This window comes from Streptomyces sp. UNOC14_S4, assembly GCF_020740835.1.
GTDB lineage: Bacteria > Actinomycetota > Actinomycetes > Streptomycetales > Streptomycetaceae > Streptomyces.
Genome location: NZ_JAINFC010000749.1, coordinates 1 through 2,660 on the forward strand (window position 1 = coordinate 1; position 2,660 = coordinate 2,660).

The following is a 2,660-nucleotide window of genomic DNA, read 5'->3' on the forward strand; positions in this document are numbered from 1 at the left end:
CAGAGCGTCAGCCTCGCCACCCAGGGGGTCGGGTCGTCGGGGGCCGCCTCCGCGGCCCGCTCGCAAGCGGTCAGGGCGATGCGCCCCAGGGCGACCGCCCGCCTGTCGCCGGCGTCGGCCGCGCGCAGCGCGCGCAGCACGGCGACACGCGCCCACAGCAGTGCCGCCTCCGGGCACGGCTGCTCGGCGAGCCAGCGCTCCGTCAGATCCGAATCCGCCGCTTCCGAGGCGAGCACGGACGACCGGTGGGCACGCAATCCGAAATCCTCCCGGGTTTCTTCCAGGACGTCCTGCGCGCTGAGGTATCGGCCCGCCCGAACGTCCACGCAGGCGCGTGCCAGTCGATGGTCCCCGGCCGCCGGATGCCAGACGTACTGCCCCTCGAATAATCCAGCGGTCATGTTCCCCTGCCGTTTCTGCCGACGACATCGTCCGCGCCGAACTCAGCCCATGACGGACCCCCTGGCTTCCTCGGCAGCACGCCACACCCTACTCAGCCTCAACTCGAAACGGAACGGGTCATCCGAATTACCTGGTTCCACAGCATTTACACGATGCGGAGTTGCCGCCGAAGTCGCCGCCGGAGTTGCCGTCGCCCCGCTCTCCATTCCGTGATTTCACACGGCCCTCGGGCACGGGCCCCCGAACATATGCGGTGTCAATACCCCCGGCCCGTACGCCGGGGCCGGGGCGTCGCACGAGGGCGACACGGGGACTACCGGAGGGCCGGGCTCCGCCGGGCTCCGCCGGGCTCCGTCACCTGACGGCACATCACCCGATTCCCTCTTTTATGGGGGTGAGTGATGGGTATTCATCGAAAACATCCGCTCGCCCGATGCCTTCCCGCGCTTGGGGGCCGTGCCATGACCTCGACCGCCTCGACGCCCCCGGCAGCCCCTCCCCCCTCTCCGGTCCCTCCGCTGCGTCCGCTGCGTCCGGTTCCCGGACCGGCGGGGCTGCCGCTGCTGGGGAATCTGCCCGCGTTCGGCCGTGACCCGATGGGCTTCGTGATCCGGCTCCGTGACCAGTACGGCGACGCGGTGAGCTGGTCGCTGGGGCCGCGGCGCAGCCTGTTCCTCTTCCGCCCCGAGCACATCGCCGAGTTCCTGGGGGCCGTGGAGCGCAGCTTCGACATCCTGGACATCGGCTGGGCGTTCAAACAGGTGACCGGGGACAGCGTCCTCCTCAGCAAGGGCGCGGACTGGCGCCGCAAGCGCTCGCTCGTCCAGCCGACCGTGCGCCCGCGCCAGGTCCGCGCGTACGCCGCCACCATGACCGACTGCGCCCGGGAGGCGGCCGACGGCTGGCAGGAGGGCCGCCGCATCGAGGTGCACCGGGAGATGGCGCTCATCACCCAGCGGATCGTGGTGCGCACCCTGTTCGGCAACGACCTCGGCGACCAGTCCCGCAGGCTCGGCGACGCGATGCAGGTGGCCGAGCGGGAGATCGGGGCGGAGCTGCACGACATGTCCCTCTTCCTGCCCGGCTGGGTGCCCACGCCCGCCCGGCGGAGGCTGCGCGACGCGGTGGCGGTCATCGACGCCGAGGTCCACCGGCTGATCCGGGAGCGGCAGGCCGCGGCCGGTGCCGAGGGGCATGGGGACGACCTGCTGGGCCGGCTGCTCGCGGCCCGCGACGAGCGGGGACGGCCGCTGTCCGCGAAGGAGGTGCGGGACGAGGCGGTGACCCTGTGGGCCGCGGGCCACGAGACCACCTCGACCCTGCTGACGTGGACCTGGTACCTCCTGTCGGCCACGCCCGCCGCCCGCGCCCGGCTGGAGGCCGAGCTCGACCGGGAGCTCGGCGGGCGGCCGCCGCACATCGACGACTACGAGCGGCTCACCTGGACCCGACAGGTCGTCAAGGAGGCACTGCGGGTGCGCCCTCCGGTGTGGCTGACCCCCGCCGTGGCCAGGAAGGGTGCCGTGCTCGGCGGGCTGCCCGTGCCCGCCGGGACGATCGTGTGGGCCAGCCAGTGGGCCACCCAGCGCGATCCGCGCTGGTTCGCGGATCCCACGGCGTTCCGCCCCGAGCGCTGGGACCCCGACGCGCCCGACGCCGTCCCCGACCACGCCTGGTTTCCCTTCGGCGGCGGCCAACGCACCTGTCTGGGCGCCCGTTTCGCCCTGGTGGAGGCGGCGCTGCTGCTCGCGACGGTGGCACAGCGCTGGCGCCTGGAGATCGACCCGACCGAGCCGGAGACGCAGGTGGGACTGCTCCTCCAGCCCGCGTCACCCTTGCGGGCCACGGTGCGGCGCCGGGGCTGAGGCCGCGGCCGGGGCGCGCTCCCGTCGGGCGTGGCCTCGCCGTGGCGGGCCAGGTGGAGGCAGCGGGTCGCCGTCGCCGTCGCCATCACGTGCAGTCCCCCGTGGTGGTCGTGATCTCGTCAGCGTGGCCGGTGACGAGACCGGGCGTGACCGGGGATCGTCCCCGGTCACGCCCCCTCAGACGCCGCTCCGCCTCATGCGGTTGCCGGGACGCCCGCCGGCGATTCCAGCCCCCTCGGCAGCGGGGCCCCGTGCACGATGCCCAGGCGCTGCGTCGGGCGGGTGAGCGCCACGTACAGGTCGCTCACCCCGAACTCGGCGGGTTCCACCACGATCACCGTGTCGAACTCCAGGCCCTTGGCCTGGAGTTCGACACGGTGATCGTGGTGGAAC

2 protein-coding genes and 1 pseudogene are annotated in these 2,660 nt (G+C 73.1%); 1 reads left to right on the top strand and 2 read right to left on the bottom strand.

Annotation, left to right across the window (positions count from 1 at the left end):
* Window positions 1-401 (bottom strand): annotated as a pseudogene (locus tag K6I34_RS35260) (hypothetical protein); the annotation flags it as partial.
* Between the two features lie 462 nt (window positions 402-863).
* On the opposite strand from K6I34_RS35260, the gene K6I34_RS35265 reads away from it, so the two are divergent.
* A complete protein-coding gene (locus K6I34_RS35265) occupies window positions 864-2,267 on the top strand; it encodes a cytochrome P450 (RefSeq protein WP_229332109.1) in 1,404 nt (467 codons plus the stop codon).
* Between the two features lie 194 nt (window positions 2,268-2,461).
* Here the strand turns inward: K6I34_RS35265 and K6I34_RS35270 are convergent.
* On the bottom strand, window positions 2,462-2,660 hold a 199-nt coding region (locus tag K6I34_RS35270; RefSeq protein ID WP_229332110.1), incomplete at its 5' end, for a hypothetical protein.

Coding starts and splice junctions, on each gene's coding strand:
- K6I34_RS35265 (WP_229332109.1), top strand. CDS start 864: ATGACCTCGACCGCCTCGACGCCCCCGGCAGCCCCTCCCCCCTCTCCG.